Source organism: Variovorax sp. 160MFSha2.1 (genome assembly GCF_048305075.1).
Lineage (GTDB): Bacteria > Pseudomonadota > Gammaproteobacteria > Burkholderiales > Burkholderiaceae_C > Variovorax > Variovorax guangxiensis.
In genome coordinates, this window is record NZ_CP157624.1 from 4560389 (window position 1) to 4584513 (window position 24125).

A 24125-nucleotide genomic window follows, 5' to 3' on the forward strand; every position below is an offset into this window, starting at 1 on the left:
AATCTGGCGAACAGACGCCGATTATGGTCTCGCGGCCGTCCTGCGCCTGCGCGCGGCGGACGAGCCGACGTAGTAGTTGTACGAGTCGATGTCGACCACGCAGCGCGCCATCAGGTCGACGAAGGAGCGCAGCTTCCGCCCCATGTAGCGCTGCCGCTGGTAGGCGCAGTAGATGCGCCGCGGCTCCGGCTGCCACTGCGGCAGCACCGGCACCAGCACGCCCTGCTCCAGCTCGGGCCGCACGAAGAAGGCGGGCAGCAGCGCGATGCCCAGGCCGTCGATGCAGAAGGTCTTCATCACCCAGTGGTCGTTGGTCTCGAAGGCCGGCTCGGGGCCGAACGCGAAGCTGGCCGCGCCCGACACCAGCAGCACCTGCGAGCGCTCCGAAGGCTCCTTCATCACGATGGACTGGTGCGCCACCAGCTCATCGGGTGACGAGGGCACCCCGTGCCGCGCCAGGTACTGCGGGCTCGCGTACAGCCCGTAGTTCAGCCGCCCCAGCAGCCGAGCCACGAGGTTCGGCGCATCGGGCGGCTCGGAGCACACGTAGCAGTCGACGTCGTCGATCCGAGGCGCATGGAAGCCGCTGGCCACGTCGAGCTGGCAGCGCACGTGCGGATGCTCCTCGAGGAACAGCTTGACCACATGGCAGACGAAGGAGGTGCTGAACTGCGTGTCCGACAGCAGCGAGAGGCTGCCCGACACGCCCGTCGTCAACGCGTGGACTTCGGTGCTGGCCTCTTCGAGCCGGCCCTTCACCTCGTCGAGCAGCCCTTCGCCGCGCACAAGAAACGCGCGGCCGGCCTCGGTGAGCGAGATGCGGCGCGGGCTGCGCAGCAGCAGTTGCGCGCCCAGCAGCTCCTCCAGCCGCGTGAGCTGCCGGCTCAGGGTGGCCTTGGAAACGCCGGAGAGGCTTTCGGCCTTGGTGAGACTGCCGCTCCTGGCGATCAGCACGAAAGCCTCGACCAGGGCGAGATCGATGCGGCTCATGCGGCCCAGCGTTGCAGGAATGAAAAGCAGCGTCTCTTCATGTGACTTTCATCGGTGCGGCGGAAGCGGTACGGTATCACCGGCGAACAGTTCGCTTCCCACGATCCCTCCATGAACACTCCACAACACACGGCCGCGTGGCACCCCGTCGCGCGCTCGGCCGACCTGCGCCCGGGCGCCAACATCGTCGCCGGCTTCGCCCAAGCCCAGGAACTTGCGCTCTGGCGCGCCGCCGACGGAACCGCCCAGGCCTGGGAAAACCGCTGCCCCCACCGCAGCGTGCGCTTCACGCTCGGGCAGGTCATCGACAACCGCCTGGCTTGCGCGTACCACGGCTGGCAGTACGAGGCCGGCAGCGGGCAGTGCACCAGCATTCCGGCGCACCCGGCCATGCAGGCGCCGCGCAACGTCTGCGCGAAGACCTTCGGCACGGCGGAGGCGGCCGGGATGCTGTGGGTGAATCTTTCGCCCGAGGCTGCACCGGTTCCAGACGAACTGCGCGATGCCGTTCCCACCGGCTGGCACTTCTGCCGCACGCTGACGGTTCGCGCGCCCGCCCAGGCCGCTCGTGAAGCGCTGGAGAGCCACGGCATGGCCAGGGTTTCCTCCTCCTGGCGGGGCCGGATCGGCGGCACGGAAACCGTCGCCCTCGTCCTTGACGCCCAGCCCCGGCTCGCCTTCATCCACCTGTGGACGGAAGCCGCCCCCGGCTCGGCCGCCATGAAAGCCTTGCACGCGGCCGCCCGCCAGCTGCGCACCGAAATCGAAGCCCTGCCCCAGGGTTGAAAGAAGAGAAACCCATGCCCTTCGTCACCGACGATCCCAACATGCTCGACGACTGGCTGGTCGTCGGCCCCGCGCCGGCGCCAACGGCCTCGCGCGAAACCCGGCTGCTCGGCGAAACCGTGCGGCTGTCGACCGATGCCGACGGCACTCCCCGCTGCAGCCTCGGCGACACCCCGCTCGCCGTGCAATCCAGCTACGGCTATCTCTGGGTCTGCCCGAGCGGCCGCCCCGCTCGCCCGCTGTTCGACTTTCCCGAATACGGCGAACCCGGCCGCCGTCGCGTCGACTGCGGCGGCATCGGCGTCGCGGTGTCGGGCCTGCGGGTGATCGAGAACTTTCTCGACATGGCGCACTTTCCCTTCGTGCATGCCGACTACCTCGGCAAGGTGCCGCACACCGAGGTGGCGCAGTACCAGGTGCAGGTGGAGCCCGCCACCGGCGAGATCTGGGCCACCGACTGCCGCTTCTGGCAGCCGCGCGCCTCCGCCGCGCACGACGCCTCGGGCAGCGAGGTGCTCTACAAGTACCGCGTGATGCAGCCCTTCTCGGCCATGCTCTACAAGAGCAGCTTCCGCGCGGGCGAGCTCGATGCGATCGGCATCTTCCTGCAGCCGGTCGACGAGGAACACGTGATCGCCCACACCCTGCTGGCCTGCTACGACGACCATTCCACCGACGCCGAGCTCATCGCCTTCCAGCACACCATCTTCGGGCAGGACAAGCCCATCCTGGAGAATCACGCCTTCAAGCGCATGCCGCTCGAAGGCCGCGCCGAGACGCCCACGCGCGGCGACACCTCCTCCGTCACCTACCGGCGATGGCTGCGCGAGCGCGGCATGCGCTTCGGCGTGAGGGCTGCGGCATGACGACGGCGACGCTGAAGCTCTACGACTACCCGCTCTCGGGCAACTGCTTCAAGGTGCGGCAGATGCTGGCCTGGCTGGGCGTGCCGTACCGGACGGTGCCGGTCGATTTCTTTCCCGGCCGCGAGCACAAGTCGGCCGCGTTCCTCGCCGACGTCAATCCGCTGGGCCAGTTGCCGGTGATCGGCGACGACGGCTTCTTGCTGCGCGACGCGCAGGCGATCCTGGTCTATCTCGCGAGCCGCTACGACCCGCAGGGCCGCTGGTACCCCGCCGACGCGAAGCTGCGCGGCGAAGTCGCCCAGTGGCTCGCCACCGCCGACGAGATCACCCGAACCGCCTCGGCCGCGCGGCTCCACGACGCGCTCGGCTATCACCACCTCGACATCGATGCCTGCCGCGCGGGCGCGCGCGCCGTGTTCCGCGTGCTCGACGACCACCTCGCCGAGCGAGCCACCGAAGGCCTGCGCTGGCTCGCGTCGGCGCCGGAGTCCACCATTGCCGACCTCGCCTGCTTTCCCTATGTGGCGCTCGCGGGCGAAGGCGGCATCTCGCTCGACGAGTTTCCCGCGCTGCGAAACTGGGTCTGGGATTTCCGCCACCTGCCGGGGTTCATCGGCATGTCGGGTATCTTCCCTGCTGGCCCTGCCTGAGAATCCCCTCCCATTCCCCGCTTCCGAGATCGAACATCATGAAGACCAAAGCCGCCGTCGCCTGGAAATCAGGCGCCCCGCTCACCATCGAAACCGTGGACCTCGAAGGCCCGAAGTTCGGCGAAGTGCTCGTCGAGATCAAGGCCACCGGCATCTGCCACACCGACTACTACACCCTCTCGGGCGCCGACCCCGAGGGCATCTTTCCCGCCATCCTGGGCCATGAGGGCGCGGGCATCGTGGTGGACGTCGGCCCCGGCGTCACCACGCTGAAGAAGGGCGACCACGTCATTCCGCTGTACACGCCCGAATGCCGCCAGTGCAAGTTCTGCCTGAGCCGCAAGACCAACCTGTGCCAGCTCATCCGCGGCACGCAGGGCAAGGGCCTGATGCCCGACGGCACCAGCCGCTTCAGCCTCGACGGCAAGCCCATCGCCCACTACATGGGTACCAGCACCTTCAGCAACTACACGGTCGCGCCCGAGATCTCGCTGGCCAAGATCCGCGAGGACGCACCGTTCGACAAGGTCTGCTACATCGGCTGCGGCGTGACCACCGGCATCGGCGCGGTGATCTTCACGGCCAAGGTGGAAGCCGGCGCCAACGTGGTGGTGTTCGGCCTCGGCGGCATCGGCCTGAACGTGATCCAGGGCGCGAAGATGGTGGGCGCCGACAAGATCATCGGCATCGACCTGAACCCCGCGCGCGAGGCCATGGCCCGCAAGTTCGGCATGACGCACTTCATCAACCCCAAGGACACGGAGAACGTGGTCGATGCCATCGTGCAGCTGACCGACGGCGGCGCCGACTACAGCTTCGAGTGCATCGGCAACACCAAGGTGATGCGCCAGGCGCTGGAGTGCACGCACAAGGGCTGGGGCCGCAGCATCATCATCGGCGTGGCCGAGGCCGGTGCCGAGATCAGCACCCGCCCGTTCCAGCTGGTCACCGGCCGCAAGTGGGAAGGCTCGGCTTTCGGCGGCGCGCGCGGCCGCACCGACGTGCCGAAGATCGTCGACTGGTACATGGAAGGCAAGATCGACATCGACAGCCTGATCACGCACACGATGCCGCTGGAGAAGATCAACGACGGCTTCGACCTGATGAAGCGCGGCGAATCCATCCGCGGCGTGGTCATCTACTAACCCCCAGGCTACGCGCACTTCGTGTCGCTGCGCCACCCCCCTGCAAGGGGGCAACACCTGCGGCCCGGCCAAGCCGGTTCCGCGGTGTTCCTGGAACAGGCATCAGTTCACTACTCGAAGGTGGTCTCTTGATGGAAAGAATGGAACCCCTGCGCAGGATCGAGGCGGGCGTCCTCGAAGTCGCCTACTACGAAGCCGGCCCCGCCGACGGCCCGCCGGTGCTGTTGATGCACGGCTTTCCGTACGACATCCACACCTATGCCGAAGTCGCGCCCCTGCTGGCCGACGCCGGCTGCCGCGTGATCGTGCCGTACCTGCGCGGCTACGGCGCCACGCGCTTTCTGAGCGAGGCCACGCCGCGCTCGGGCGAGCAGGCCGCGCTGGGCGCCGACCTGCTTGCGCTGCTCGACGCGCTGAAGATCGAGCGCGCCCTGCTGGCCGGCTACGACTGGGGCGGCCGCGCGGCCTGCGTGGTCGCGGCGCTGTGGCCCGAGCGCTGCGCGGGGCTGGTGTCCCTCAACAGCTACAACATCCAGAACATCGCCAAGGCGATGGAACCCGACACGCCCGACAACGAGCACAGCCTTTGGTACCAGTACTACTTCCACAGCGAACGCGGGCGCGCCGGCCTGCAGAAAGACCGCAAGGCGTTCACGAAGCTGCTGTGGAAGCTGTGGTCGCCCACCTGGAAGTTCGACGACGCCACCTTCGAGCGCAGCGCCACCGCCTTCGAGCACCCCGACTTCGTGGACGTGGTGATCCAGTCGTACCGCCACCGGTTCGGCCTGGTGCCGGGCGATCCGGCCTACGCCGACATCGAGCGCCGCCTCGCGGCCCAGCCGACGATCACCGTGCCCGCCATCACCTTCGACGGCATCGACGACGGCGTGCGTCCGCCCGCCGATGCCTCCGCCCACGCCAACCGCTTCGGCGGCCCGCGCTCGCACCGGCTGGTGCCCGGCGCCGGCCACAACCTGCCGCAGGAAGCGCCGCGCACCTTCGCCGACGCCGTGCTCGAGCTCGTGCCGGCACTGCGCAGCAACGACAAGAACCCCCAATGACCGACAACACCCCCAAGCTGCTTTCCGAGCACCGCGCCTTCGGCGGCCTGCAGCGCTTCGTCGAGCACCATTCGCTCGAGATCGGCCTGCCGATGCGCTTCTCGGTCTACCTGCCGCCGCAGGCCGCGCACGAGCGCGTGCCCGCCCTGCTCTACCTCGCGGGGCTGACCTGCAACGAGGAGACCTTCGCCATCAAGGCCGGCGCGCAGCGCATGGCGGCCAGCCTGGGCATCGCGCTGATCGCGCCCGACACCAGTCCGCGCGGCCCGGAGGTGGAAGGCATTCCCGGCGCCAGGGACAACTGGGACTTCGGCATCGGCGCCGGCTTCTATCTCGACGCGCTGGCCGAGCCCTGGGCCACGCACTGGCGCATGGAAAGCTGGATCGTGCAGGAGCTGCTGCCCCTGGTGGCCAGGCACTTCCCGATCGACGGCGAGCGCATCGGCATCTTCGGCCACTCGATGGGCGGGCATGGCGCGCTCACGCTGGCGCTTCGGCATCCGGGGCGCTTCAGGTCGCTGTCAGCCTTCGCGCCGATCTGCGCGCCCACGCAGTGCCCATGGGGCGAGAAGGCCTTCGCGGGCTACCTGGGCGAGCCTGGCGCCGACCGCGCGCAATGGCTGGCGCACGATGCCAGCGCGCTCATGAAGTCGCAGGTCACGGCGCCGTATCCGCAGGGCATCCTCATCGACCAGGGCCTGGACGACAAATTCCTGGCCGAGCAGCTGCATCCCGAGGCCTTCGAGGCCGCCTGCTTCGCCGCCGGCCAGCCGCTCACGCTGCGCCGCCACGCGGGCTACGACCACGGCTACTACTTCATCCAGAGCTTCATGGCGGACCACATCGCGCACCACGCGCAGACCTTGCGGGCCTCCAGCTAGAGCACGGCCCATCGACCGCGGCGGCGCCGCGCCGTATCATGAAACGCATCATGTCCGCCGCCCAAACTCCGGTCTTCCACCTGCGGTCGCGCGAAGGCGGCGCCGAGGAGAACATGGTGCTGGCGGGCATCTGGCGGCGCGCCTGGATTTCCGCCAACCGCGACGTGCCGCACATCGAGCCCATCGCCCACTGGCTGCATCGCGTGCATACCGAGTTCGGCCCGCCCGCCGACGTGGTGCTGGCCGAGCGCGAAGGCCAGGTGCTGGCCTTCATGGTGCTGCTCGTGAGGCGCGAGTACGTAGCCCAGCTCTTCGTCGAGCCTCATCTGCGCAACCAGGGCCTGGGCAAGGCGCTGCTCGACGAGGCCTGCGTGCGCATTCCCAACGGCTGGCGGCTGCACGTGGCGGCCGGCAACACCTCGGCGCAGCGCTTCTACGAACGCTACGGGCTGGAGCGCGGCGCGGCCGACCGCCACCCCACAAGCGGCCGCGAGCGCATCGCCTACCATTGGTCGCCCTCGCGCCCGCCGTGGCGCATCGCCTGAGCGGCCGACTTCCTTCGTTCTTCGCTTCCCCATGCGCATCGACCACATCGCACTCTGGACCACCGATCTCGAACGCTGCAAGCGCTTCTACGTCGACTACTTCGGCGCCACCGCTGGCGCGGGCTACGTCAACCCGGCCAAGGGCTTCGCCTCCTGCTTCCTGAGCCTGGGCGACGGCGCGCGCATCGAGGCCATGACCACCAGCACGCTCTCGCCCGTGCCGGCCGAAGCCGGCGCCCAGCGCATGGGCTGGACGCACCTGGCGATCAGCGTGGGCTCCGACGCCGCCGTGGACGAACTCACGCAACGCCTGAAGGCCGACGGCTATCCGCTGCTCGACGGCCCGCGCCGCACCGGCGACGGCTACTACGAGAGCGTGGTGCTCGACCCGGACGGCAACCGCATCGAGATCACCGCATGAGTGCCGCGCCGGGCCGCCCCAGGCAAGCTCGCGCCGCAGCGCGAAGCACGAAGGCACGCCGATGAGCGAGTTCGTCCAAAGCCTGCACGAGATCTTCGAGCGCCTGGGCCGCATCGAAACCAGGCGCATGTTCGGCGGCCATGGCGTCTGGCACGAGGGCCGGATGATCGCGCTGGTCGCCAACGAAACGCTCTACCTGAAGTCCGACGCTGAGAGCGCCCCGCACTTCGACAGGCTGAACCTGCAGCCCTTCACATACGTGCGCCAGGGCAAGTCGATGCCGATGTCGTACCGGCTCGCCCCGGCGGACCTCTTCGAGGACCGCGAGGAGGCTGCCCGCTGGGGCCGGCTCGCCTACGAGGCGGCACTGCGCTCGGGCCAGCCGCCGAAGCCGAAGAAACCGAAGAAAGCGCCGGCCGCAAAGAAGGTCGCCGCAAAGAAGACAGCCGCGAAGAAAGCCTCCGTGAAGAAGAAAAAGCCGACCGCGAAAGCGGCCTCCCGGTGAACGAGCGCCGCAACAACCCCGCGCTCCCGCCCCTGCCCGAGCGCGAACAGATCGCGCTGCTCGACCCCTTCGAAACCCTGACCGCCGCGAACGTCGTGGTCGTCTCCACGCTGCAGGAGGCCGAGCGCGCCGCCGCCACGCTGCTGGCGGCCGGCATCGCGGGCTTCGACACCGAATCGAAGCCCACCTTCGCGAAGAACGAGGTGTCGGGCGGCCCGCACGTGGTGCAGTTCGCCACGCGCGATGCGGCCTGGCTGTTCCAGCTGCACCGCACCGAGTGCAATCCGGTGGTGGCCGCGCTGATCGCCTCCACCGAGCTGCGCAAGGTCGGCTTCGGCCTGTCGGGCGACCTGACGCTGATCCGCAACCGGCTGAACATCGAGCCGAAGGCCGTGTTCGACATCGACGACGAGTTCCGCCGGCGCGGCTACCGCAGGTCGGTGGGCGTGAAGGCGGCGGTGGCGCTGGTGTTCGGACGCCGCTTCGTCAAGTCGCGCAAGGCGACCACCTCGAACTGGGCCAACCGGCAGCTCACCGAGGCGCAGGTCCGCTACGCCGCGAACGACGCCTGGGCGTCGATCCGCGTGTACGACGCGCTCTTCGGCGGCGGCGCCTGATCCGAAGGGCTCAGTCGCGTCCGGCCTCGATGATGGCCTGGGCGAGCCGCTTCGGGTTCGAGAAGAACATCTCGTGGCTGCCCGGGCACTCCACCAGGCGGAACAGGCCGAGCCGCTCCGACAGGCGCGGGTGCCACGGCAGGCCGTGCGGCATCGCAGTGTCCTGCTGGCAGTTCAGGTACGACTTGCCCAGCGCCAGCGCCGCCAGCGGCTGGCTCAGGCGGATCTTGTCCGTGAAGGTGCGATACGGATGGGGGTTGAGCTTCTCGTAGGCAGCCTGCGCGGTCGCGAGGTCGGCGTCGTTGATGAAGGCCTCGCGCCAGATCTCGAAGGGCAGCGTCACCGCGTTGCCGTTGGCCGCGGCGACGGCATCGAACATCGTCACGTAGTGCGGCGGCACCATGTCGTTGAGCGATTCGCCGTCCAGCGGCACGAAGGCGTTGATGTACACCAGCCGCTTGAGCCGGTGGGCGATGCGGTCGGCCACGCCCGAGATCACCATGCCGCCGTAGCTGTGGCCCACGAGGCGCACCTGCGTCAGGTCCTTCTCCTCGATGTAGCGCACGGCGGAGGCGATGGCGTCTTCGAGGCCGGTGCTGGAACGGTCGTCGCCGGGGTTGTTGCCCGCCAGCGTGGGGCAGTACACGGTGTGGCCGGCCGCGCGCACGCCGTCGGCCACGGCTTCGATCTCGGCGCCTGTATGCCACGCGCCGTGGACCAGGACATAGGTATCGGACATGGGAAGTCTCTTTCGTTGTTTCGATGCAGAGGGACTTTAGGAACGGGGCGATGCCGCGAATGGCCGATGCCTGCCACGCGGATGGCCGGTTCGCGCCAGTTCAGCGCCGGCGCCGCAGTTCGCCGGGTGTGGCGCCCAGGTGCGCACGGCATTGGCGAACAAAGTGTGATGCATCGGCCAGGCCCACGCGATACCCGATTTGGGCGATGCCCAGACGGTCGAAACGTGCATCGACCAGCATGCGGCGCGCGGCCGCCATGCGGAAACCGGCGAGCGCGGCGGCGAAGGTTGTGGGCTCCTGTGCGCTGCCTTCGCCGGCGGCCAGGCAGCGGTGCAGGCTGCGTTCGGAAATGCCCAGCCCGCGCGCCACGCTCGCCGCGGTGAGCCCGCACTCGGCGTGCCGCTCGCGCGTGGCGTCGAGCACGCGGCGGCGCAGCGCCGCCCTGCCCTTGTCCGGCGCATCCGCGGCGCCGCTGCCCGTGGCCAGGGCCAGCAGGCCGCCGAGCTGGTCGCTCAGCAGCTCGGCGGGCATCGGGGGCTTCGCCGCCAACTCGGGCGTCAGCTGCCGAACGAAGCCGCTGAGCACGCCGCCCCAACCCGATTGCCCGTCGATGCGCCGCGCCACCTGGTCGCCGGCATCGGGAATCCAGGCATCGACCCAGGCGGTGGGCAGCTCGATCGAGATGGTGTCGGCCGACTGGAGCAGGTGGAATTCGTAGAGCCGGCGCGAATCGACCAGCACCGCGTCGCCCGGGAGAAGCCGCGCCGAGCGGCCGTCCTGCACCGCCACCCAGGCCGAGTCGGCCTTGCACAGCAGGTAGAAGTAGTTGTTGCGGCTGTGGGCGATGGCCCGGCGCGTGCGGTAGACGTCCTGCGCGCTGCCGCGCACCTGGTTGACCACGATGGGCCCCAGCGGCGCAGATTCGAGCGTGGCGCCGAAGCTGCCGGCTTTGGGGCTCGTCACGTCCATCTCCAGGAAGCCTTCGCAGACGGCGCCCACCCAGTAGTCGAGCCGCTGCGAGGGCGGCACGGCGTCGGTGGACCAGCGGTGGATGGCGTCGTGGCTCATGGGGGAATGAACATAGCCAAGGCGGACCCGCTTGCCAATCGGGTTTAGACCGCCTCCGACGCCCCGCCGGGCGCCACATCGGCACAATGGCCCTCGAATCAAACCGGTGCGCGGGGCGCCGCCCCGCCTGCACATACACGAAGGAAGGACACCACAGGCCATGAGCAACAAGCAAAGCGACTTCGGACTGATCGGCCTGGCCGTGATGGGCCAGAACCTCGTTCTGAACGTGGAAAGCCGCGGCTTCCAGGTCAGCGTCTACAACCGCACCGAGGCCACCACCGAGGCCTTCATCTCCGCCAACCCGGGCAAGAAGCTGGTCGGCGCGAAGACGCTGGAAGAGTTCGTGCAGAGCCTGGCGAAGCCGCGCAAGATCCAGATCATGGTCAAGGCCGGCGCGCCGGTCGACCAGGTGATCGAGCAGCTCATTCCGCTGCTGGACAAGGACGACATCGTCATCGACGGCGGCAACAGCCTCTATACCGACACCGAGCGCCGCGACGCATACCTCGCATCGAAGGGCCTGCGCTTCATCGGCGCGGGCGTGTCGGGCGGCGAGGAAGGCGCGCGCAAGGGGCCGTCGATCATGCCGGGCGGGCCGCTTTCCACCTGGGAGGTGATGAAGCCGATCTTCGAGAGCATCTCGGCCAAGGTGGACGGCGAACCCTGCGTCATCCACATCGGCCCCGGCGGCGCGGGCCACTACGTGAAGATGGTGCACAACGGCATCGAGTACGGCGACATGCAGCTCATCTGCGAGGCCTACAGCCTGTTCAAGGCCGCCGGCTTCAGCACCGACGAGATGGCCGCCATCTTCAACGAATGGAACGAGGGGGAGCTGCAGAGCTACCTGATCCAGATCACCGCCAAGGCGCTCGAGCAGAAAGACCCGGAGACGGGCAAGCCGATCGTCGACGTGATCCTCGACAAGGCCGGCCAGAAGGGCACGGGCCAGTGGACGCTGATCAACGCGGCCGAGAACGCGGTGGTCATCAGCACCATCAACGCCGCCGTGGAAGCGCGCGTGCTCTCGTCGCAGAAGAAGGCGCGCGTGGCTGCCAGCAGGCAGCTGCAGGGGCCGAAGATCGAACTGTCGGTGGAGAAGAAGGCGCTGGTGGCCAAAGTGCACGACGCGCTCTACGCCTCGAAGGTCATCAGCTACACGCAGGGTTTCGACCTCATCAAGACCATGGGCGACAAGAAAGGCTGGGGCCTCGACCTGGGCGGCATCGCGTCGATCTGGCGCGGCGGCTGCATCATCCGCGCGCGCTTCCTCAACCGCATCACCGACGCCTTCCGCACCGACCCGGCGCTGGCCAACCTGATGCTCGACCCGTTCTTCAAGGACCTGCTCAACCGCACGCAGCAGAGCTGGCGCGAAGTGGTGGCGCTGGCGGTGAGCAACGGCATTCCGGTGCCGGCCTTCAGCGCATCGCTGGCCTACTACGACAGCTACCGCACCGAGCGCCTGCCCGCGAACCTCCTGCAGGCGCAGCGGGACTTCTTCGGCGCCCACACCTACGAGCGCGTGGACAAGCCCGAAGGCCAGTTCTTCCACACCGACTGGCCCGAAGTGATCGGCTGAACACCGTGTGACCCCATGCCGGCCCTCGACTACCCCAGCCACCTGGTCGAGGACCGGCAACTGCCCGACGGCACCCCGGTGCGCATCCGCCCGATCCGCGCCGAAGATCTCGCGATGCACACCGCCTTCGTGAACGGCCTCTCGAAGGAAACCGGCTACCGGCGCCTGCTCTCGCCGCGAACGCCGCAGCCCGACGAGCTGTGGCGCATGACGCACATCGACTACGACCGGGAGCTGGCGCTCATCGCGACCACCATGGCCGACGGCGCCGAGCAGCAGATGGGCGTGGCGCGCTACGTGCGGGGCGAGACGCCGGAGACGGCGCAGGTCGCCGAGTTCGCCATCGTCATCGCCGACGCCTGGCAGCACCACGGCCTGGCGTCCAGGCTCATGCGCAAGCTGATCGACGCCGCCAGGGCGGCCGGCGTGAGGCAGCTGGCCGACATCACCCTCTACGACAACACCGCCATGCTGGCGCTGGCGCGCAAGCTGGGCTTCAGCGTGCAGCGCGATCCGGGCAACCCGAACGTGACGCGGCTGCGGCTCGCGCTGGACCCGGCAGCCTGAGCTTCGGCCGGCGGGCGGCCGAACACCCCGCCATTCCGCCATCCCGCCACCTTGTACGGCCGGCCTCGGCCTGCCGCCGTCCGCCCGCACGCACGCAACCTTTTGGTAAAGCGCCACACCTCGTTCGCGGGCGCCTGCAAACCTAAATCTACTTCCTTATGATGCAAAACCTTTTTCCGCCGGAAGCAGAGAGCCTTCGCCATGGTCCAGCTCGCATTGCGTCGTCCGTACACATTCATCGTCATGGCGATGCTGATCGTGCTGGCCACGCCCTTCGTGCTGGCGCGCATGGCGACCGACATCTTCCCGGAGATCAACATCCCGGTGGTCAGCATCATCTGGAACTACACCGGCCTGCCGGCCCAGGAGATGGGCCAGCGCATCTCGGGCCAGGTGGAGCGCGGGCTGACCACCACGGTGAGCGACATCGAGCACATCGAATCGCAGTCGCTGGCGGGCGTGGCCATCATCAAGGTGTTCTTCCAGCCCACGGCCAACATCGAGATGGCGATCTCGCAGGTGGTGGCCTCGATGCAGGCGCAGGTGCGGCAGCTGCCGCCGGGCATCACGCCGCCGCTGGTCATCAAGTACTCGGCCTCCAGCGTGCCGGTGATCCAGCTGGCTCTGTCGAGCCCCACGCGCTCTGAAAACTCCCTCTTCGACGCCACCGTCAACCAGCTGCGGCCGCAGCTCATCACCGTGCCGGGCGCGGCCATTCCCTTTCCTTACGGCGGCAAGAACCGGCTGATCTCGGTCGACCTCGACACCCAGGCGCTGCAGGCGCGCGGCCTCTCGCCGGCCGACGTGGTGAACGCGGTGAACACGCAGAACCTGATCCTGCCCTCGGGCACGGCCAAGTTCGGCGCCACCGAATACAACGTGAGGATGAACGGCTCGCCCGATGCCATCGCGGGCCTGAACGACCTGCCGATCCGCACGGTGAACGGCGCCACCACCTACCTGCGCGACGTGGCCTACGTGCGCGACGGCTTCTCGCCGCAGACCAACGTGGTGCGCCAGGACGGCGTGCGCGGCGTGCTGCTGTCGGTGCTGAAGAACGGCGGCGCCTCCACGCTGGACATCGTCTCCAACATCCGCGCGATGCTGCCCATCGCCGCCCAGACGATGCCGGAGGACATCAAGATCACGCCGCTGTTCGACCAGTCGGTGTTCGTGAAGGCGGCCGTCAAGGGCGTGGTGTTCGAGGCCATCCTGGCGGCCGCCCTCACGGCCGCGATGGTGCTGCTCTTCCTGGGCAACTGGCGCAGCACGCTGATCATCGGGCTGACGATTCCGCTGTCGATCCTGGCGTCCATCCTTGTGCTCTACGCGCTGGGCGAGACGCTCAACCTCATGACGCTGGGCGGCCTCGCGCTCTCGGTGGGCATCCTGGTCGACCAGGCGATCGTGACCATCGAGAACATCGAGCGGCACCTGCACATGGGCACGCCGCTGAAGGAAGCCATCGAAGTCGGCGCGGGCGAGATCGGCTCGGCGGCCTTCGTCTCCACGCTGTGCATCTGCATCGTGTTCGTGCCGATGTTCTTCCTCTCGGGCGTGGCGCGCTTCCTGTTCGTGCCGCTGGCCGAGGCGGTGGTGTTCGCGATGATCGCGTCCTACCTGCTGTCGCGCACGCTGGTGCCGACGCTGGTGATGCTGCTGATGGGCGGGGCGCATTCGGCGCAACCCGCTCAACAGGCTGAAGGCGCGAAGCAGAGCGCCCTGCAGCGCCTCTACCGCGCCTTCGACCGCCGCTTCGAGCGCGTGCGCCGCGCCTACACGCTGGTGCTGTCGGCGGTGCTGTCGAAGCGCGCGGGCTTCATCGGCCTCTTCCTGGGCTTCTGCCTGCTGTCGTGCCTGCTCTACCCGGCGCTGGGCCGCGACTTCTTCCCGACGGTGGATGCCGGCCAGATCCGCCTGCACCTGCGCGCGCCCACCGGCACGCGCATCGAGGAAACGGCGCGCCTCACCGACCGGGTGGAGGCCGCCATCCGAGAGCTGGTGCCACCCGACCAGCTGGAAACCATCCTCGACAACCTGGGCGTGCCCAACAGCGGTATCAACCTCTCATACAGCAACGCCGGCACCATCGGCACCTTCGACGGCGAGCTGCTGCTGTCGCTGAAGGAAGGCCACAAGCCCACCGAGCAGTTCGTGTCGCTGCTGCGCGCGGAGCTGCCCAAGCGCTTTCCGGGCATCGAGTTCTTCTTCCAGCCGGCGGACATCGTCACGCAGATCCTGAACTTCGGCCTGCCTGCCGCCATCGACGTGCAGTTCAGCGGCAACGACATGGCGGGCAACGCGGCGCGCGCGGCCGAGCTGACCAAGGCGATCCGCAAGATTCCCGGCGCGGTCGACGCCCACGTGCACCAGCGCCTGGACGGCCCCGCGCTGAGCCTGCAGATGGACCGCACGCGGCTGCAGCAGTACGGCCTGACCGCCTCCAACGTGGGGCAGAACGTGCTCATCGCGCTGTCGGGCAGCTCGCAGACGGCGCCCGCCTTCTGGCTGAACCCGGCCAACGGCGTGGTCTACAGCATCGCGGTGCAGTCGCCGCAGTACGTGGTCGACTCGCTGGATTCGCTGCTGAACATCCCGGTGGGCGCCAGCGGCACGCCGGCGGCGGGCGGTGGTTCGCAGCAGCTGCTGGGCAACCTGGTGGACGCGCAGGCCGCGCGCCAGCCGGCCGTGATGTCGCGCTACAACATCGCGCCGGTGATCGACGTCTACGTGAGCGTGCAGGGCACCGACCTCGCCAGCGTGGCCTCGAAGGTGCAGAAGCTGGTCGACGAGATGCGGCCCACGCTGCCGCGCGGCAGCCGCGTCGAGATCCGCGGCCAGGTGCAGACCATGCAGTCGTCCTTCATCGGCCTGGGCGTGGGGCTGGCGATGGCCATCGTGCTGGTATACCTGCTGATCGTGGTCACCTTCCAGTCGTGGCTGGACGCGGCCATCATCATCACCGCCCTGCCGGCGGCGCTGGCGGGCATCGCGTGGATGCTGTTCATCACCGGCACCACGCTGAGCGTGCCGGCGCTGACGGGCGCGATCATGACCATGGGCGTGGCCACGGCCAACTCCATCCTGCTGGTGTCCTTCGCGCGCGAGCGGCTGGCCGCCGGCATTCCGCCGCTGTCGGCCGCGCTGGAAGCCGGCGCCACCCGCATCCGGCCTGTGCTGATGACGGCGCTGGCGATGATCATCGGCATGATCCCGATGGCGCTGGGCCTGGGCGAAGGCGCCGAGCAGAACGCGCCGCTGGGCCGCGCGGTGATCGGCGGCCTGGTCTTTGCCACGGTGTCGACATTGTTTTTCGTGCCCGCCGTGTTCGCGGGAGTGCACAGTCGGCTTGCGCACCGCCGCGCGGCGCGCGAGGCCGCGCAGCATCAACAGCATCAACCGCCAGCGGGCACGACCGCCCCCCAGGAGAACTGATTCCATGACGGAGCAACGCCATTCGGCATTGGCCATCCACCCCATCGCCGTCGAGGAAGGCGATGGCGAGCAGCTGCTGCGCCGCCGGCAGATCGTGCGGCGCACGCGCTGGCTGGTGCTGATCGTGCTGGTGCTGCTGACGCTGGGCGCGGCGCGCACCGTGTTCGTGCGCATCGCCAACGCCCGCGCGCTGGAGGCCGGCACCGCCGAGCGCGCGAAGCAGTACGTGCAGACCGCCCTGCCCCGCATGCCCACCGCGGGCCAGACGCTGTCGCTGCCCGGCACGCTGCAGGGCTTCGTGCAGTCGCCCATCTCGGCGCGCGCCAGCGGCTACCTCAAGCGCTGGACCAGGGACATCGGCAGCCGCGTCGAAAAGGGCGAGTTGCTCGCCGAGATCGAGACGCCCGAGATCGACCAGCAGCTCTCGCAGGCCGTCGCTGCCCGCGCGCAGGCCGCCTCGGGGCTGGAACTGGCGCGCAGCACGGCAGATCGCTGGGAAGCGCTGCGCAAGAAGGACGTGGTTTCGCAGCAGGACCTGGACGAGCGCCGCAGCGCCGTCGCGCAGGCCACCTCCAACGTGGCGGCGGCCGACGCCAACGTGCAGCGCCTGAAGCAGACCGAAGGCTTCAAGCGCGTGGTGGCGCCCTTCGCGGGCGTGATCACGCGGCGCAACGTCGACGTTGGCGACCTGATCGACGCCGGCGCGGGCGGCGGCGCCGGGCGCGCGCTCTTCATGCTGGCGCAGACCGATCCGCTGCGGGTGTATGTCAACGTGCCGCAGGCCTACGCGCAGCTGGTGAAGGCCGGCCAGCCGGTGGTGGTGACGCAGGCCGAACTGCGCGGCCAGACCTTCAAGGGCGAGGTGGCGCGAACCTCGGGTGCCATCGACACGACCACGCGGATGATGCAGGTAGAGATCTCGCTGCCCAACAAGGACGGCGCGCTGCTGCCGGGCGCCTATGTGCAGGTATCGCTGCCGCTGGCCGCGAGCCGCACGCTCACCGTGCCGGCGAACGCGCTGCTGTTCCGCGCCGAGGGCACGCGCATCGCGGTGGTCGATGCACAGGGCCGCGTCGCCCTGCGCGCTGTGACGCTGGGGCGCAACTACGGCGAGAACGTGGAAGTGATCGACGGGCTCGAAGGCACCGACCGCATGGTGCTGAACCCCTCCGATTCGCTGGCCGATGGCGACATCGTGGCCGTCGCGCCTGATCAGCCTCCTGCCAAGGGGGCGCCTGCCGGCGCGAAGAAGGAGCCGGCGTGACGCTGGCGCGACTGCCCTGCGCGGCCGCCTGCGCCGCACTGCTCATGCTCGCAGCCGGCTGCGCCGTCGGCCCCGACTACAAGACGCCCGACACCCCCCTGCCCGTGAGCTGGAAGCTCGAGGAGCCGTGGCGCGTGAGCACGCCCAGCGACAGCGCCGACAAGGGCCCGTGGTGGAAGCGTTTCGACGACGCCACGCTCGACACGCTGCAGGCTCAGGCCCTGGCCGGCAGCCCCACGCTGGCCATCGCCAACGCGCGGCTGGCACAGGCGCGCGCCACGCTGGCGGCCACCTCGGCGAGCCGCTATCCGCAGCTCGGCCTGGGCGCGCGCGCCTCGCGCCTGAAGATCTCGGCCAACCGGCCGCTCACCAACTACGCCACCGCCAATTCGTCGACGGTGCAGAACGACTTCGCCGTTTCGCTGAACGCCAGCTACGAACTCGACCTCGCGGGCCGCGTGCAGCGTACCGTCGAGGGCGCGGCAGCCTCCGCCGAGCAATCGGCTGCCGACCTCGCCAACACCAGGCTGCTGCTGAGCGCCGAACTCGCCAGCAACTACTTCAACCTGCGCTCCACCGACATCGAGCTCGACGTGCTCTCGCGCTCCATCGGCCTCCAGCGCCGCGCGCTGGAGCTGGTGACGGCGCGCCACGACCTGGGCGCGGTATCGGGCCTGGACGTGGCGCAGCAGCAGGCGCTGCTGGAAACCACGCTCACGCAGGTCGACGTGCTGAAGAAGCAGCGCGCCCAGTACGAACACGCGCTGGCCACGCTCACCGGCACGCCCGCGCCCAACTTCTCGCTGCCGGTGGACCTGCGCGAAATCAAGCCGCCCGCGGTGCCGCTGGGCGTGCCTTCCGAAATCCTCCAGCGCCGGCCCGACGTGGCCTCGGCCGAACGCGCGATGGCCGCGGCCAATGCGCAGATCGGCGTGGCCACGGCCGCCTTCTATCCGAGCTTCGTCATCTCGCCCACCGTGGGCGTGGACAGCCGCCTGATCGAGACGCTCTTCAACGGCCCCAGCCTGCTGTGGTCGGTAGGCGTGTCGGCCACGCAGGTGCTGTTCGACGGCGGTCGCATCCGCGCGAACGTCGACTTCGCCAAGGCCGGCTACGACGTCACCGTCGGCAACTACCGCCGCACCGTGCTCACGGCGATGCAGGAGGTGGAAGACGGCATCACCGGCCTCTCGGCGCTCGACAGCGCCACCACGCAGGCACAGTCGGCCGTGACGGCTGCACGGCGCGTGCTCGACATGGCGACCAGCCGCTACGAGGGCGGCGCATCGACGTATCTCGACGTGATCACCGCGCAGCAGTCGCTGCTGACGGTGGAGCGGCAGTCCGCGCAGTTGCAGGGGCAGCGGCTGCTGACATCGGTGTTCCTGGTGAAGGCGCTCGGTGGCGACTGGTGCGGCGCCGACACGGCAGGCGCGCCGTCGAGCTGCCTCGCCCTCGATCGGACCGCCAAGGCCGGCTGATCGACGCGCGGCTCAGCCGGCAGGAGCCCCCAGGGAAGCCGAACCCCAGTCCTGGCTGGCGGCAAGCTTCTCCATCGCCATCTCGACGAAGGCCGACACCGCATGCGGAATGTGGTGGCGGCTGGCGTAGATCACGCTCAGGCCACGCCCCGCCCGCCTGTACTGCGGCAGCACCGGCACCAGTCGGCCGGCGGCGATGTCGGACGCCACCAGGATCGACGGCAGCGCGGCGATGCCCAGCCCCGCGCACGCGGCCTTGCGAAGCACGTCCTGCATGTTGCTGACGAAGCGGCCCCGCACGCGCACGTCCTGCTCCGCGCCGTCGGCGTCGAGCAGGCGCCAGGTGGCGTAGCTGCCCGCGTCGGGCGGCGGCGTCACGCAGTGGTGTTCGCCCAGCTCATGCAGGCTGGCAGGCTGGCCGTGCGCGGCCACGTAGCCCGGGCTTGCGAAAAGGCCACCGTAGCTGGCGAATATCCTGCGCGTCGCGCTGCCCGCATCCCGCAGCGGACCGCCGCGAAAGGCGACGTCGATGCGCTCGGCGACGAGGTCGGCCGCCGCGTCGCTCAGGACGAAGTCGATCCGCACGCGCGGATTCGCGGCGAGGAAGCCGGACACCCACTCTATCGGGAAGAAGTCGAAGAAATTGCTGGGCGCGGCCACCCGCACCGCCCCGCTCGGCTCCTGGCTGCCCGCGAGCTGCAGTTGCCCGGCGGCCATGAGCTCGTCGACCGCGGGCAGGCATCGCTCGAGAAAATCCTGCCCGCCGCTGGTCAGCGCCAGCTTGCGGGTCGAACGCTGCAGCAGGCGGGTGCCCAGGTGCGCCTCCAGCTGCCGCACCCGCCGGCTCAGGGTGGCGGAAGGCATGCGCAGGTGCCGCGCGGCTTCGGCAAAACTGCCCAGCCGCGCCACCTGCACGAACATGGCGACTTCATTGAGATCCAGCACCGGAAACTGCCTGCGGCTTTCTCAGAAGTCCATCAGCTTGTCGACTTCCTGCGTCTTGCGGCGCGCGAGTGCGAGGTTGGCGCGCTGCTTGTCGAGCACCACGTAGAGGAAGAGTCCCTCCTTCACCGACGAGGGCCGAAGGATGTGGTACTGCCTGCCGAGGGTGATGAGCATGTCCTCGATCACGTCGCTCAGGCCCAGCGCGCGCATGGTCTTGAGCTTGGCCCGCACCACCTCCGTGTTGCCCGCCGCGGCGATCTCCATGTCCACGCCCGAACCCACGCTGCCGAGGACCATGCCGCTGCCCGAGTCGACGACGGCCGCGCACATGGCGCCGTCGATGGTGAGGATGTCGTCGAGCGTCTGCTTGATGGAAGCCAAGTTTTTCTCCAGGGAAATCGTTGAAGTTGAAAGAAGGAATTGCTGCGTACGGGAAGAGACCCGCGCGCCACGCAGACGCGCGCGGGGGAATCGGCGGTCACACCTCGGCGAGGGTTCTGGCGAGCTGGGCGGCGCGGTACGCCACCATCGCGGGAACGGCGCTGTCTCGCGCCAGCACGTTGATCACGAGGTCGGCGTCGCGGCGATGCACGCTGTGGAACACCGCGAAGCCCGAGTCGGTGAGCACCATCACGCTCTCGCGGCGGCCGAGGCGGGCTTCCTGCGACACCACGTCGCCTATCGCCACGATGGAGCTGCCCATGGCGGCCACGCGCGCCGGGTCTGCGTCGCCGGCGGACGCGGAGGCCACGTCGAAGCCGTCCGCGGTGGCGACCACCACCGCCGTCACGCCGCTCAGCTCTTCGACCAGCTTGCGCGCTTCGCGCTGCGCGTGCGCCGTGGCAGTCCTGGACAGGCCGTGTCTGGTGTTCACTCTTCGTCTTTCCGCATGTCGGCTTCGAGTTGCATGAGCAGCGTGTCGATCAGCACAAGCACATCGCTCCTGCGGCGCACGTCCACATCGAGAATGGGAAACACCCGGCCGGTGGATGCGAGCCGGTCGGCATAGTCGTCGAGGGTGGGCACGGCGTGGGACTGCATCCGCCCCACGCCCACGACGCAGGGCAGTGTCCGCAGATGCTCGGCGAATCCGTCCAGGTACACGCACAGGTCGGCCAGCGGATCGGGCCGCGAGTTGTCCATCAGCACGATCAGGCCCAGCGCGTTCCTCGCGAGGATCTTCCAGAGAAAGTCGAAACGGGCCTGCCCGGGCGTACCGAACAGGCGAACGATGTCGCCGTTGTCCAGCGTGAGCTGGCCGTAGTCCAGCCCGACCGTGGTGCGGGCCTTGTCGATGGACGCGTCGGAACTGCGCACGTCGGTCACGACCGGCGCGACCTCGCTCACGAGGCCGATGGCCGTCGTCTTGCCAGCGCCCACGGAGCCCGTGACGAGGATCTTGTGCTCCCTCATGGCGCGCGCAGGCCCAGCCGGCGGCGGATGCGTTCGATGAAGCTGCGCGCGAAATCGCCGCCGCGCAGCGATCCGTCGCTGCGGGATATGGCCGGCGGCAGCGCTTGTGCCACACGCAGCTCCAGCACGCCTGCCTTGCGCAGCTCGTGCAGGAAGGCCACGCACTGGGAGAAAGGCAGCTGGCTGAGGTCGGCCAGCTCGGTCGCGTTCAGTGCGCGCCGCGACAGCAGGCTCGCCATTCGGATGTTGTCGAGGTCGTTGCGCAGCAGCATGGCCGGCGGCCAGCGGCGCAGCATGAAATGCTCCGCGTCGGACACCTCGACTTCCAGCGCCGTCTGCTCGTGCAGCGTGAGGCCGCCGGGCTGCGCCTCGCGCAGCGCGTGCTCGATGCTGCGCAGCCACTGCTGCAGCCTGTCGGCGCGGATCGGCCGCTCCATGGTGCCGGGCTGCCACCCCGCGTTCATGCTGGTGAGCCTGAGCACGGCGGCGGCCATGCTGCCGGCCAGCCCGGGATATTCATGCTCCGCAGAAGAGCCGTCGACCAGCAGCGCGTCGTAAGGCGGCGCGTCGACCAGCTGCCAGGCGAAGCCGGGCTGGCCCGCAGAGAGCCTCATGATCGTGCGGATCAGGACCGCCTCTGCCATGGGCAGTTTGTGGATGCCGAGCCTCAGCATGGATGTGTCCCCTGCGCCGCGACCATGCCTGGTCAGTTCGTCGAGGCCGTGCCGCGCCAGCCTTGGAGGCACGGCGCAAAGATGCGGTCCAGCGCGCCGGCGGCCGCCTGTTGAAAGCGTTGCATGCCGATGTGGGCCGCCACGAAGCCGTCCGGACCACCAAGGGGTCGTCCGCTCACCAGCTCGCTCTTGCAGCGGGGCAGCAAGGCGGATGCGGCAACGGCCAAACAAGCCAGAAGGACCGCCGATTCGATCAGCGTGAACCCCTTGGTGACGCGCGAAAGCCGTTGCCCTGCCTGTTGGTTTTCTGCACCCGTCGACCTTTTATTCAACCCGTTCCCCTTGCTGTAATCTGAAGCATCCATTTCCCTATGCGGAAATGATGAAAATGAATGAGTTTTTTCGTGCGCTCGCAATGCAGACATGCCGAATTGCATGTCCATCAAAAGGATTCGTGACAATTGTTTACGAAATCTGTTGTGCTGCGCTAGCGCACAAAATGAGTTTCAGCCGATCAGCTTTCGATGCAATCCGCACGATCTGGCCGAATCAATTGCACCAAATTAAGGCAAATTGCCCGCATGTGGTGCATCTGCAATCAGCAGATATGAGCAACACCCGGCTGGGCGCCGGTATTCAGCGGCAGACCGACGAATCGAGATGCGGCTCCAGCCGGCGTTCACTCGTCTCGGCTGGAGGAGGCATCCACTCCTGCAGGCTGAGCTTTTCAACCGCCATGTTCACGAACGCCGTGACCGCAAGCGGTCGCTGCTGGCGGCTCGGGTAGACCACGCTCATGCCGCGTCCTGCCCGCACGTATTGAGGCAGCACCGGCACCAGCCGGCCCGCCGCCACTTCGGACGAGGTCAGGATCGCCGGCAGGGCGACGATGCCCAGCCCGGCGCAGGCGGCCTCGCGCAGTGCCACGTGCGTGTTGCTGCTGAAGCGTCCCCGAACCCGCACGTCTTCTTCGCAGTCGTCGGGGCCTTTCAGCCGCCATGTGGCGAAGCTGCCCGTCGCTGGCGGCTGGGTAACGCATTCGTGCTCGCTCAACTCGCGCAGATCGCGAGGCGCGCCATTCGCCGCAAGATAGGCCGGACTGGCAAGGAGGCCTCCATAGCTCGTGAAGATGCGGCGCGCCACGTAACTCGAATCCTCGAGCGCCCCGATGTGGAACGCGACGTCGATGCGATCGGCGATGAGGTCGGCCTGCAGGTCGCTGAGGACGAAGTCGATTTGCACCGCCGGGTGCGCAGCCAGGAAGGCCGACACCCAGCCCATGTCGAAGTACTCGAAGAAGCTGGCCGAAGCCGCCACCCGGATCGCGCCGCTGGGCTCCTTGCTGCCCGCCACGTGCGACTGCCCGGCCTCTATCAGTTCCTCCACCGCGGGGCCGCAGCGCTCGTGGAAGGTCTGGCCCGCGCTCGTCAGCGTGAGCTTGCGGGTGGAGCGCTGCATCAGGCGGGTGCCCAGCCGCGTCTCGAGCTGCTGGATGCGCCGGCTCACCGTGGCCGAGGGCATGCGCAGGTGCCGCGCGGCCTCCGCGAAGCTGCCCAGGCGCGCCACCTGGACAAACATGGCGACTTCGTTCAGATCGAGCAAGAGATTCCTTTCCTGGATGACTGCTGCAAAAAGCCTGCTTCTATCAATTTCGCTATTGCTATCGATCGATATTCAAATCGAGATCAATTCAGCCCGAATAGCGGTGCGATATGCCGAACCCGCGCAAAAGCGCGGCGGCCAATACTGAGCACCGGCTGACTTTCCGCAATTGGCGGACGCCCTATGGAAAAATGCCGCGAATCTCAATGACATTGCGGCAATATTCATTGCCCGGCTGTTTATAAATATCGACAGACGATTGATCTAATCCATCACCCACCGTCGAGGTCGGTTGGCCGGCAGATGACCTCGACTTCGGATCGCCCATGCAAGTTTTCACCGATGCCCAGGCGCTGCGCTCGCCGCGCTGCCTGGACGACCTGCTCCTGTACCGCCTCTCCCGGGCCATTCGTCCGGGCAGCGGCATGGCGACGCGCCTCGTTGAAGGAGGCTTCGGCATCACGCACCGCGAGTGGGGAATGATCGGCATGCTCGCGCAGATCGGCGAGATCACCTCCTCGGCATTCGCCGAGCGCCTGCACCTCGACCGCGTGCGCACCTCGCGCGGCCTGCGCAGCCTTGCGGAGAAGAAGCTGGTGGAACGCCGGCGCGACGCCGAGGACGGCCGCGAGGTGCACGTGCGGCTGAGCGCCGCGGGCCGCGAACTGTGCGATTCGGTCTTTCCGAGGATCGCGCGCCTGAACATGGACCTGCTCGAAGCCATCGACGAAGAGCATCTCGACGTCTTCCTCACGTGCCTGCGCCGGCTCGAGCTGCGCGGCAAGGAACTGAGCGCGCTGGGCACGGTGCCGGAAAAGGCGGACCGGCGCTCCGGCGGCACGCGCCACAGGTGGCCGGGCCGCAGCGCCTGAGCAGGCCCGAAG

Annotated in this window: 26 protein-coding genes; 16 read left to right on the forward strand and 10 right to left on the reverse strand. The window is 68.5% G+C overall.

All coding sequences use genetic code 11. From position 1 onward, the window contains the following. Window positions 1-21: 21 nt before the first annotated feature. Window positions 22-990, reverse strand: a complete 969-nt coding sequence (locus ABL838_RS20775; protein WP_418121666.1) for a LysR family transcriptional regulator — start codon at window positions 988-990, stop codon at window positions 22-24. Window positions 991-1101: 111 nt separating this feature from the next. Here ABL838_RS20775 and ABL838_RS20780 point away from each other — a divergent pair, with 111 nt between their 5' ends. The 10 genes from ABL838_RS20780 (at window position 1102) to ABL838_RS20825 (ending at window position 8467) form a co-directional block, all read left to right on the forward strand. Beyond that, window positions 1102-1776 carry a Rieske 2Fe-2S domain-containing protein gene (locus ABL838_RS20780; protein ID WP_418121667.1) on the forward strand — a complete coding sequence of 225 codons (675 nt, stop codon included), beginning with the start codon at window positions 1102-1104 and terminating at the stop codon, window positions 1774-1776. Window positions 1777-1790: 14 nt separating this feature from the next. Continuing rightward, entirely contained in the window at window positions 1791-2642 is an 852-nt protein-coding gene (locus ABL838_RS20785) for an aromatic ring-hydroxylating oxygenase subunit alpha (protein WP_184641407.1), read from the forward strand. Continuing rightward, window positions 2639-3292 carry a glutathione S-transferase family protein gene (locus ABL838_RS20790; RefSeq protein ID WP_184641408.1) on the forward strand — a complete coding sequence of 218 codons (654 nt, stop codon included), beginning with the start codon at window positions 2639-2641 and terminating at the stop codon, window positions 3290-3292. The genes ABL838_RS20785 and ABL838_RS20790 overlap by 4 nt, the downstream gene beginning before the upstream one ends. A 38-nt stretch (window positions 3293-3330) precedes the next feature. Continuing rightward, on the forward strand, window positions 3331-4437 hold the full coding sequence (locus tag ABL838_RS20795; protein WP_184641409.1) for an S-(hydroxymethyl)glutathione dehydrogenase/class III alcohol dehydrogenase: 1107 nt from the start codon (window positions 3331-3333) through the stop codon (window positions 4435-4437). 131 nt (window positions 4438-4568) lie between these two features. Then, window positions 4569-5498: an alpha/beta fold hydrolase gene (locus tag ABL838_RS20800; protein WP_418121668.1), complete on the forward strand. Its 930-nt coding sequence runs from the start codon at window positions 4569-4571 to the stop codon at window positions 5496-5498. Continuing rightward, on the forward strand, window positions 5495-6379 hold the full coding sequence (gene fghA, locus ABL838_RS20805; protein ID WP_184641410.1) for an S-formylglutathione hydrolase: 885 nt from the start codon (window positions 5495-5497) through the stop codon (window positions 6377-6379). The genes ABL838_RS20800 and fghA overlap by 4 nt, the downstream gene beginning before the upstream one ends. Window positions 6380-6429: 50 nt before the next feature. After that, window positions 6430-6924: a GNAT family N-acetyltransferase gene (locus tag ABL838_RS20810; RefSeq protein WP_240650801.1), complete on the forward strand. Its 495-nt coding sequence runs from the start codon at window positions 6430-6432 to the stop codon at window positions 6922-6924. 31 nt (window positions 6925-6955) lie between these two features. Beyond that, window positions 6956-7345 carry a VOC family protein gene (locus ABL838_RS20815; protein WP_093209674.1) on the forward strand — a complete coding sequence of 130 codons (390 nt, stop codon included), beginning with the start codon at window positions 6956-6958 and terminating at the stop codon, window positions 7343-7345. A 61-nt stretch (window positions 7346-7406) separates the two neighbouring features. Then, on the forward strand, window positions 7407-7850 hold the full coding sequence (locus ABL838_RS20820) for a TfoX/Sxy family protein (RefSeq protein WP_184641412.1): 444 nt from the start codon (window positions 7407-7409) through the stop codon (window positions 7848-7850). Continuing rightward, a complete protein-coding gene (locus ABL838_RS20825) occupies window positions 7847-8467 on the forward strand; it encodes a 3'-5' exonuclease (protein ID WP_418121669.1) in 621 nt (206 codons plus the stop codon). Before ABL838_RS20820 ends, ABL838_RS20825 begins: the two co-directional genes overlap by 4 nt. A 10-nt stretch (window positions 8468-8477) precedes the next feature. Here the strand turns inward: ABL838_RS20825 and ABL838_RS20830 are convergent, their stop codons facing one another. Together ABL838_RS20830 and ABL838_RS20835 are read right to left on the reverse strand one after the other, a co-directional pair. Further along, window positions 8478-9206 (reverse strand): alpha/beta fold hydrolase, encoded by a 729-nt coding sequence (locus ABL838_RS20830; RefSeq protein WP_369661527.1) that lies wholly within the window; start codon window positions 9204-9206, stop codon window positions 8478-8480. A gap of 100 nt (window positions 9207-9306) precedes the next feature. After that, on the reverse strand, window positions 9307-10275 hold the full coding sequence (locus tag ABL838_RS20835; RefSeq protein WP_418121670.1) for a helix-turn-helix domain-containing protein: 969 nt from the start codon (window positions 10273-10275) through the stop codon (window positions 9307-9309). Between the two features lie 160 nt (window positions 10276-10435). Here ABL838_RS20835 and gnd point away from each other — a divergent pair, with 160 nt between their 5' ends. The 5 genes from gnd (at window position 10436) to ABL838_RS20860 (ending at window position 18607) form a co-directional block, all read left to right on the forward strand. Then, on the forward strand, window positions 10436-11860 hold the full coding sequence (gene gnd / locus ABL838_RS20840) for a decarboxylating NADP(+)-dependent phosphogluconate dehydrogenase (protein ID WP_418121672.1): 1425 nt from the start codon (window positions 10436-10438) through the stop codon (window positions 11858-11860). A gap of 15 nt (window positions 11861-11875) precedes the next feature. Then, window positions 11876-12427 (forward strand): N-acetyltransferase family protein, encoded by a 552-nt coding sequence (locus tag ABL838_RS20845; protein WP_418121673.1) that lies wholly within the window; start codon window positions 11876-11878, stop codon window positions 12425-12427. 201 nt (window positions 12428-12628) lie between these two features. After that, window positions 12629-15862 (forward strand): efflux RND transporter permease subunit, encoded by a 3234-nt coding sequence (locus ABL838_RS20850; RefSeq protein ID WP_418121674.1) that lies wholly within the window; start codon window positions 12629-12631, stop codon window positions 15860-15862. Between the two features lie 4 nt (window positions 15863-15866). Beyond that, the gene (locus tag ABL838_RS20855) at window positions 15867-17126 is read left to right on the forward strand and encodes an efflux RND transporter periplasmic adaptor subunit (protein WP_418121675.1); all 1260 of its coding nucleotides are present in this window, start codon (window positions 15867-15869) and stop codon (window positions 17124-17126) included. Window positions 17127-17170: 44 nt separating this feature from the next. After that, on the forward strand, window positions 17171-18607 hold the full coding sequence (locus ABL838_RS20860; protein ID WP_418125888.1) for an efflux transporter outer membrane subunit: 1437 nt from the start codon (window positions 17171-17173) through the stop codon (window positions 18605-18607). Window positions 18608-18619: 12 nt separating this feature from the next. Here ABL838_RS20860 and ABL838_RS20865 read toward each other — a convergent pair whose 3' ends face one another. The 7 genes from ABL838_RS20865 to ABL838_RS20895 all read right to left on the reverse strand — a co-directional run bounded on the left by ABL838_RS20865 (window position 18620) and on the right by ABL838_RS20895 (window position 23241). Continuing rightward, entirely contained in the window at window positions 18620-19552 is a 933-nt protein-coding gene (locus ABL838_RS20865; RefSeq protein ID WP_418121677.1) for a LysR family transcriptional regulator, read from the reverse strand. 21 nt (window positions 19553-19573) lie between these two features. Next, a complete protein-coding gene (locus ABL838_RS20870; protein WP_184641420.1) occupies window positions 19574-19933 on the reverse strand; it encodes a hypothetical protein in 360 nt (119 codons plus the stop codon). A 97-nt stretch (window positions 19934-20030) separates the two neighbouring features. After that, window positions 20031-20426, reverse strand: coding sequence for a roadblock/LC7 domain-containing protein (locus ABL838_RS20875; RefSeq protein WP_184641421.1), 396 nt, complete (start codon window positions 20424-20426; stop codon window positions 20031-20033). Continuing rightward, window positions 20423-20965 carry a GTP-binding protein gene (locus tag ABL838_RS20880; protein WP_418121678.1) on the reverse strand — a complete coding sequence of 181 codons (543 nt, stop codon included), beginning with the start codon at window positions 20963-20965 and terminating at the stop codon, window positions 20423-20425. Before ABL838_RS20880 ends, ABL838_RS20875 begins: the two co-directional genes overlap by 4 nt. Next, window positions 20962-21639, reverse strand: coding sequence for a hypothetical protein (locus tag ABL838_RS20885; protein WP_418121679.1), 678 nt, complete (start codon window positions 21637-21639; stop codon window positions 20962-20964). The genes ABL838_RS20880 and ABL838_RS20885 overlap by 4 nt, the downstream gene beginning before the upstream one ends. Before the next feature lie 32 nt (window positions 21640-21671). After that, entirely contained in the window at window positions 21672-22082 is a 411-nt protein-coding gene (locus tag ABL838_RS20890; RefSeq protein ID WP_418121681.1) for a type II secretion system protein, read from the reverse strand. 193 nt (window positions 22083-22275) lie between these two features. Further along, on the reverse strand, window positions 22276-23241 hold the full coding sequence (locus tag ABL838_RS20895; protein ID WP_418121683.1) for a LysR substrate-binding domain-containing protein: 966 nt from the start codon (window positions 23239-23241) through the stop codon (window positions 22276-22278). Window positions 23242-23567: 326 nt separating this feature from the next. On the opposite strand from ABL838_RS20895, the gene ABL838_RS20900 reads away from it, so the two are divergent. Beyond that, window positions 23568-24113, forward strand: coding sequence for a MarR family winged helix-turn-helix transcriptional regulator (locus ABL838_RS20900; protein ID WP_184641425.1), 546 nt, complete (start codon window positions 23568-23570; stop codon window positions 24111-24113). The last annotated feature ends 12 nt before the right edge of the window (window positions 24114-24125 follow it).